The organism is Leisingera sp. (assembly GCF_034669605.1).
Lineage (GTDB): Bacteria > Pseudomonadota > Alphaproteobacteria > Rhodobacterales > Rhodobacteraceae > Leisingera.
In genome coordinates, this window is the sequence record NZ_JAXMOX010000217.1 from 1 (window position 1) to 7,101 (window position 7,101).

Consider the following 7,101-nt stretch of genomic DNA (forward strand, 5'->3'; position numbering starts at 1 on the left):
GCCCAGATTGACACCGCATTCCCTGGGGTCGGAGCGGCGCTGGTGGTGGGTATAGATGCCGCAGGTCTTGCAGAAATAGTGTTTCGCCGTGTGAGTGCCCCAAGTGTAGAGGCTGAGGTTCTCCGCCCCTTTCAGCACCTTCAGGCCGGCGGCAACGGCGGTGACGGCAGCCGCCCCGCGGCGGCGGCAGAAGGAACAGTCGCAGCGCGCGGCAGAGGCAAGGCCTTGGGGGAAATCAGCTTCGATTTCAACCGCGCCGCAATGGCAATTGGCTTTCAGGTGTTCCATTTGACCTCCTGTACTGGACACAGCTTTCCGCTGCCCTACATCCCGGACATCCCGATCTTCTTCTGGGGGACGATAGTCGGGATAGAGCGGCCTGCATTACTTTTAGGTTATTATTGCTGCGGGCCGCTCGACGATCAAACGGCTTTCTGTGTTCATCGGGTTGCATGAACCCGAGGATTTTTTCCCGCAGGCCGGTGTTGAAACAGCCCTGACAGTCGCCGGGGTGACAAATTTCCATTGCGGGCCGTTGCGATCCGGCCGCGGCGTATCACTGCCGTCCGCGGGAAGCATCAAATCCGGCATCCCCTGACACGAACCTTCTGCCATCATCCTATTTCCCCCAAGGCCCCGGGTTGCGTTTCTTGCGGGGCAGTTTGGGGATGCGGCTGGCGGAGTATTCATACTTGCTTTCCGGATGCGGCGGCTGGCCGTCTGTCCTGTTCCAGAACGCCGGGCCGCCGCGCCGCAGCCACAGGGGCAGGCAGAGGGTCAGCCCCACCGCAAAACCGCCGGCATGGGCCCAATAGGCGACGCCGCCCTGGTCCGGATCGGCGCCGAGGCCGCCGAAAAACTGCATCGCCAGCCAAACGCCCAGCATCACAAAGGCGGGGATCGTGAAGATGCGGAAATAAATGATCAGCACCAGAAGGATATCGACGCGGGCCTTGGGGAACATCAGCAGGTAACCGCCCATGACGCCTGCAATGGCACCGGAAGCCCCGACAGTGGGCACCATGGACCCCGGCGCCGAATAGACGTGGATCAGCCCTGCCCCGATGCCACTGGCAAGGTAGAACGCAAGGAAGGGGAGATGGCCCATCTCATCCTCCAGGTTGTCGCCGAAGATCCACAGGAACAGCATGTTGCCGCCCAGATGCATCAGGCCGGCATGGATGAACAATGAGGTGAACAGGGTTTCAAACCCGTACCCGTTGCTGACCTCGGCCGGAACCACCGCATAGGCATCATAGAAATAGACCAGTGCGCGGGGGGAGGCATAGCTGGCCGTGTAATAGACATAGGCCAGGATATTCGCCGTCATCAACGCATAGACGACATAGGGCCTGCGGCCGGACGGGTTGTGGTCGCGGATCGGAAACATGGGGAAACGCTGGGCCGGAAATGGCCCAGCGTCAAGCACTTATCGGGCGCAGCTCAGGCGTTGCCGCCTAGCAGGTCCGCGTTACCGCCCGAGGCAGTTGTGTCAACGCAGACGTGGCGTTCAGCCAGGACGCGGGCACGGTCTGGCGTGCCTGGGATCAGCGGGATGATCGGGCCGTCGCGCTTGGCCAGCCACTGTTCGATCTCGCGGCCCGTTGCCTCGTCACCCCACCACAACACGCCAGCAATGCCCTGGATCGCCTCCAGCCGGTGCAGATCGAACATTCCGTGCGCCTCAATTGCGGTGCCGCCGAGACCGATCACCTCTTTGGCCTGGTCCGCCGCGGCCTCGGGCCCTGGTCCCATGCACAACAGCGGCGGGCGGGCCGAGACGGTCAGGCGGTTCGATTCCCCGGTCGGGCCGGGCAGGGTGGTGGTCAAAGGGCGCACAGGCACGCCGCTTTCCCCGGGCAGTTCGGCAAAGGTGGTCTGCCACACAGCGTTGCTGTACTGACGGTCCGGCGCGCAGAAACGGCTGAGGTAGTAGGGACCGCCCGCCTTGGGGCCGGTGCCGGACAGACCCTCGCCGCCGAACGGCTGGCTGCCGACGATGGCGCCGATCTGGTTGCGGTTCACGTAGATGTTCCCTGCATGCACCCGGTCGCAGACATGCTGCACCCGGTCGTCGATACGTGTATGCAGCCCGAAGGTGAGACCATAACCGGTTGCATTGATGTCGGAAATGACCTGATCCAGTTGTTGGGATTTGAACCGCGCAACATGCAGGACAGGGCCGAAAATCTCTTCCTCCAGCGCGCTGATGCCGGGGATTTCGATCATCGTGGGGGCGACAAAGGTTCCGCCTTGCGGGGCAGGCATTTCTTTCAGCACGCGGCCCTCGGCACGGGCCTTGGCGACATGGGCGAGAATTCCCGCACGGGCGCCTTCGTCAATCACCGGACCGCTGTCAGTAGACAGATGCCAAGGGTCATCCAGATGCAGGCAATCCATTGCGCCCTTCAGCATTTTCAGCACGGTGTCGGCAATGTCCTCCTGCAGATAGAGGCAGCGCAGGGCGGAGCAGCGCTGACCCGCCGACTGGAAGGCGCTTTCAATCACCGCTTGCACGGTTTGCTCAGGCAGGGCGGTTGAGTCGACGATCATCGCGTTCAGACCGCCGGTTTCAGCAATCAGCGGTGCGCCGGGCTGCAGGTTGTCGGCCATCGCCCGGCGGATGCGCATGGCGGTGGCGGTGGAGCCGGTGAAGGCCACGCCATTAACCCGCGGATCGGAGGTGATTGCCGCGCCGACCACGCTGCCGCGGCCTGGCACCAGTTGCATGGCGCTGCGCGGCACGCCGGCTTCGTGCATCAGCTGCACGGCGCGGTGAGCGATCAGCGGCGTTTGGTCGGCGGGCTTTGCCAGCACCGCGTTGCCTGCCGCCAGCGCCGCTGCAACCTGACCAGTGAAGATTGCAAGCGGGAAGTTCCAGGGCGAAATACAGGAGAAGATCCCAGCCGGCGGCGCATCGGGGATTCGGGCCGCATAATAGCGCATGAAATCCACCGCCTCGCGCAGTTCGGCCACCGCATCGGGAATGGTCTTGCCGGCCTCGCGGGCCAGGATGGCGAACAGCTCACCAAAGTTTTCCTCGTATAAATCCGCGGCTTTGTTCAGGATGGAACTGCGTTCGGCAGCCGGAGCATCCCAAGGGTCGGCCAGCGCCAGTGCCAGCTCGATATCTTCTGGGCTGCACTGGCTGACGGTTCCGGTCACGCTCAGATCGGTGGGGCTGGTCACATCCTTGGCGGTCTCGGGGCGGGCATCGCCTGCCAGCAGCGGTCCGGCCTGCCATCGATGGGTCCGCCACGGCGCGCGGGCCTTTTCTATCTTGGCCAGGGTGGGCGCATGGCCCAGGTCGAAGCCTTTGGAGTTCGGGCGCTCCGGCGCGTAGAGCTCAGGCCCGGTCGGGATCTTGCGGCTGATATCGGCAACCGCTGCAAAGGGATCGGCGGCGACCACTTCGGGCGGGACGTTGTCATCGACGATCTGGTTCACGAAAGAGCTGTTGGCGCCGTTTTCCAGCAGGCGCCGGACCAGATAGGCCAAGAGATCGCGGTGGGCCCCGACAGGTGCATAAATCCGGCAGTTGGTCCTGTTCTGCTCCAGCACCATCTGGTGCAAGGTTTCGCCCATGCCGTGCAGGCGTTGGAACTCGTAGTCTGCGTTGTCCTTGTCCGCGGCCATATGCAGGATGGCGGCAACAGTATGGGCATTGTGGGTTGCGAATTGCGGATAGATCCGGTCCGTCATGCCCAGCAGTTTGCGGGCGTTGGAGATATAGGACAGATCGGTCAGCGCCTTGTTGGTGAACACGGGAAACCCATCCACGCCTTCGACCTGGGCACGTTTAATCTCGGTATCCCAATAAGCGCCTTTCACCAGCCGCACCATGAAGCGGCGGTCATACCTCTCTGCCATCTCATGCAATGCGTCGATCGCCAGGCCGGTGCGCGGCCCGTAAGCCTGCACCACCACGCCAAAGCCGTCCCAGCCGGCCAGTGACGGATCAGACACCACCGCCTCGATCACCTCCAGCGACAGCGACAGGCGGTCGGCCTCTTCGGCGTCGATGTTGAGGCCCATTTTCGCTGCTTTGGCCAGCAGCGCCAGCGCCTTCAGCCGCGGCACCAGGTGCTCCATCACGCTGGCGTCCTGCGCCAGCTCATAGCGCGGATGCAGCGCGGACAGTTTCACCGAGATGCCAGGGTTCTTGCGGATGTCGTCACTGTTGCAGGCGGCGGCAATGGCCGAGATCGCCTTGGAATAGGACAGGTGATAGCGGGCTGCGTCAGCCTCGGTCCGGGCGGCCTCGCCCAGCATGTCATAGGAATAGGTATAGCCCTTGGCCTCCATGCCTGCAGCGCGATCCATCGCGCTTTCGATGGTCTCGCCCAGCACGAACTGGCGGCCCATCTCCTTCATCGCGCGGCTGACGGCGGTGCGGATCACCGGCTCGCCCAGACGTTTGATAGCACCGCGCAGGGCACCGATCGGGCTGCGTTCCTCGTCCAGCACCTTGCCGGTCAGCATCAGCGCCCAAGTCGAGGCATTGACCAGCGAGGAGGTGGACTTGCCCAGATGCTTGCCCCAGTCGGAGGGCGCGATCTTATCCTCGATCAGCGCATCGATGGTGTCGGCATCCGGCACCCGCAGCAGCGCCTCGGCCAGGCACATCAGTGCCACCCCTTCATCGGTGGAAAGACCGTATTCGGCCAGGAAAACTTCCATCAGGCCGGGTGCCGAATGGCCGCGGATGTCGCGCACGAGCGCTGCAGCATTGGAACAGATCCGGGTGCGATCGGCCTCGGACAGGGCTGCCTGAGCAATCAGCTGGTCACGCATCGCGGTTTGATCGGCATAGGTTCCGGCGTCGATCCGGTGGCGCAGTTTTGGTTGGGTTGTCATGCGGGGAACTCCACAAAGGGTGTGCAGGGCTTTTGCACAGGATACACCCTTTCAGGCGGGACAATCGCCTAAATATAGGGAATACTAAGGCGAAAGAGTGAAAAATAAGGAATGAGGAGGTCCAAATGAACTTTCCTGAACTGGACCGGTTCGATCGGGCGATTCTGAATGTGCTGAGTGAGGACGGCCGGATCTCCATTGCCGATCTGGCCCGCAAGATCGGCCTGTCGAAAACACCCACCCAGACCCGGCTCAGGCGGCTGGAGGCTGAGGGCATCATTACCGGCTACCGGGCGCTGGTGGATCCGATCCGGCTGGGGCTGGACCACGTCGCCTTTGTCGAGGTGAAGCTGGACGACACCCGCGAGGCGGCGCTGGTCAAGTTCAACGCGGCTGTGGCGAGGCTGCCGGAGATCGAACAGGCCTATATGATGGCGTCGCATTTTGATTATCTGCTGAAGGTGCGGACCCGCTCGATGACTGATTACCGGGCGGTGCTGGGGGAAAAGATTTCCTCGCTGCCGCATGTCGCCTCGACCTCGACCTATGTTGCGATGGAAGCGGTCAAAGAAGACGGCGCATTGGCACCCCTATAGGACGGGGCGGAATGCGCGCGTGCAGTTGACTTGATCGAATGCCAAAATATGCCAGCATAGCAGCATGCTCTATGTACTGTTTCGCACACCGCTTCGCTTAACCGGATTTGCTGCGGTCTTTACCGCCTTGACCATGGGTTTCCCTGTACAGGCCTCTGATTGCCCGGCTGCTCCTGACCATAGCGCCCGGCTGGACGGGTTGCTGCACGAGGTGCAGAAGGCCGCCACCGAGGATCAGGCGCGCGAGATTGCCAACCGGATGTGGGAGTTCTGGGCCGATGCGCCGGATTCGCAGGCTCAGGCTATGCTGGACCGCGGGATGATCAAGCGCACGGCCTTGGACTTTCTGGGGGCTTTGGAGGATTTTGACCAGTTGATCGCCTACTGTCCGGATTATGCCGAGGGCTACAACCAGCGCGCCTTTGTGCAGTACCTGCGGCGGGACTTTGCCGCGGCACTGCGCGATCTGGACCGGGCGCTGGAGCTGTCGCCCCGCCATGTCGCCGCGATGAGCGGACGGGCGCTGTCGCTTTACGGTTTGTCGCGGCTGGATGAAGCACGCGCGGCCCTGGCCGAAGCGCTGGCGTTAAACCCCTGGCTGCCAGAGCGCCAACTGGCCGCCCCGGGCGGGCCGCTGGCACCGCAGGGCGCAGGAGATGTGGAGTTGTAGTCCTGCCCCGGACGCGGGAAATTTTCCGGTAGGCGCCGAAAACCGATTGTCCGCATGAATTCAGAAGGCTAGACCTGCTGCTAAGGCGCCGTCCTGCGGTGCCTTGCGCGGACGTGGTGGAATGGTAGACACCGGAGACTTAAAATCTCCTGGCCGTATGGCCGTGCGGGTTCGAGTCCCGCCGTCCGCACCATTGATTTTACAGGAAAATATGTTCCCGCGGCGGAGGGGACGTTTTGCGCGATTTGCGCGACTCCCACACCTTGCTCCCACAGTCTCGTTCTGTTCCCGTTTTGGTCCAGGCTATTTCCTGCGCTGCTGAGCGGAGCGGGACAGGGCTTTGCGGCTGGCACGGGCGCAGACGGCATGTCGTTCCCGGTGGCTGAGAGGCCGAGAAGGGACAAGCGACAGCGCGTCTCTTTGAAATCGAAGCGGTCGATCGGGTCTGTGCTGCCCGGCGTGAACCTGCCGCCCAACTCTTGCAGCAGCATCGCCTGGCCGAACCGGCAGCGGGCGCGCATGGCGCCGACGCGCGCGAGGGTCTGGTCCATGGGTTCCGGCGCGGGTTCGGGCCGGTCGATCAGGTAGGCGGCGCGCAGGCGAGCGGGGTCGAACCGCTGGCCGCACGCGGCTTTCACCTTGGCTCATAGCTGAGGGGAAACCGTCCAAGCACGCGATGGGGAAGCTGCATGAGCCGCCCCAACCTAACCCCGATTGGGAACAATGATGTATCCTGCGGCCAGTCTGGTGCGGCGGGTGGTCGACAGTCTTGGGTCAATTCGCATTGACCCATACGCGATGAAAGCAAATGCGCCTGACCTATTGTCGGTCTACTTCCGCCCCCGCCAGCCACATCGCGCTGCTGGTTATGCTGACGGATCCCGGCCCGCCGGGAGACTTCGGCCAGGCGATGGTGCGGGCGGCATGATCGTATTAGTCCCGCAGCTTGGTCAGAACGATTTTCATGGGAATGCCAAG

Annotated in this window: 6 protein-coding genes and 1 tRNA gene; 3 read left to right on the top strand and 4 right to left on the bottom strand. The window is 63.0% G+C overall.

From position 1 onward, the window contains the following. From VOI29_RS20685 to putA, 4 genes are all read right to left on the bottom strand, one after another. Positions 1 to 288: GFA family protein (locus VOI29_RS20685; RefSeq protein WP_323783202.1), on the bottom strand; the 288-nt coding region annotated here is incomplete at its 3' end. 102 nt (positions 289 to 390) lie between these two features. Continuing rightward, positions 391 to 618, bottom strand: a complete 228-nt coding sequence (locus VOI29_RS20690) for a hypothetical protein (RefSeq protein WP_323783205.1) — start codon at positions 616 to 618, stop codon at positions 391 to 393. Between the two features lies 1 nt (position 619). Beyond that, the gene (locus VOI29_RS20695; RefSeq protein ID WP_323783207.1) at positions 620 to 1,390 is read right to left on the bottom strand and encodes a rhomboid family intramembrane serine protease; all 771 of its coding nucleotides are present in this window, start codon (positions 1,388 to 1,390) and stop codon (positions 620 to 622) included. A gap of 53 nt (positions 1,391 to 1,443) precedes the next feature. After that, entirely contained in the window at positions 1,444 to 4,857 is a 3,414-nt protein-coding gene (gene putA, locus VOI29_RS20700; RefSeq protein ID WP_323783210.1) for a bifunctional proline dehydrogenase/L-glutamate gamma-semialdehyde dehydrogenase PutA, read from the bottom strand. A 125-nt stretch (positions 4,858 to 4,982) separates the two neighbouring features. Here putA and VOI29_RS20705 point away from each other — a divergent pair, with 125 nt between their 5' ends. The 3 genes from VOI29_RS20705 (at position 4,983) to VOI29_RS20715 (ending at position 6,316) form a co-directional block, all read left to right on the top strand. After that, a complete protein-coding gene (locus tag VOI29_RS20705) occupies positions 4,983 to 5,453 on the top strand; it encodes an Lrp/AsnC family transcriptional regulator (protein WP_323783213.1) in 471 nt (156 codons plus the stop codon). Between the two features lie 133 nt (positions 5,454 to 5,586). Beyond that, the gene (locus tag VOI29_RS20710) at positions 5,587 to 6,123 is read left to right on the top strand and encodes a tetratricopeptide repeat protein (protein ID WP_323783216.1); all 537 of its coding nucleotides are present in this window, start codon (positions 5,587 to 5,589) and stop codon (positions 6,121 to 6,123) included. 107 nt (positions 6,124 to 6,230) lie between these two features. Next, positions 6,231 to 6,316 (top strand) — tRNA-Leu (locus VOI29_RS20715). Positions 6,317 to 7,101 lie beyond the last annotated feature (785 nt).

What these genes read in the sequence shown, in the direction of transcription:
- VOI29_RS20710 (WP_323783216.1), top strand. Translation starts at nt 5,587, where the DNA reads ATGGGTTTCCCTGTACAGGCCTCTGATTGCCCGGCTGCTCCTGACCAT.
- putA (WP_323783210.1), bottom strand. Translation starts at nt 4,857, where the DNA reads ATGACAACCCAACCAAAACTGCGCCACCGGATCGACGCCGGAACCTAT.
- VOI29_RS20695 (WP_323783207.1), bottom strand. Translation starts at nt 1,390, where the DNA reads ATGTTTCCGATCCGCGACCACAACCCGTCCGGCCGCAGGCCCTATGTC.
- VOI29_RS20705 (WP_323783213.1), top strand. Translation starts at nt 4,983, where the DNA reads ATGAACTTTCCTGAACTGGACCGGTTCGATCGGGCGATTCTGAATGTG.
- VOI29_RS20690 (WP_323783205.1), bottom strand. Translation starts at nt 618, where the DNA reads ATGATGGCAGAAGGTTCGTGTCAGGGGATGCCGGATTTGATGCTTCCC.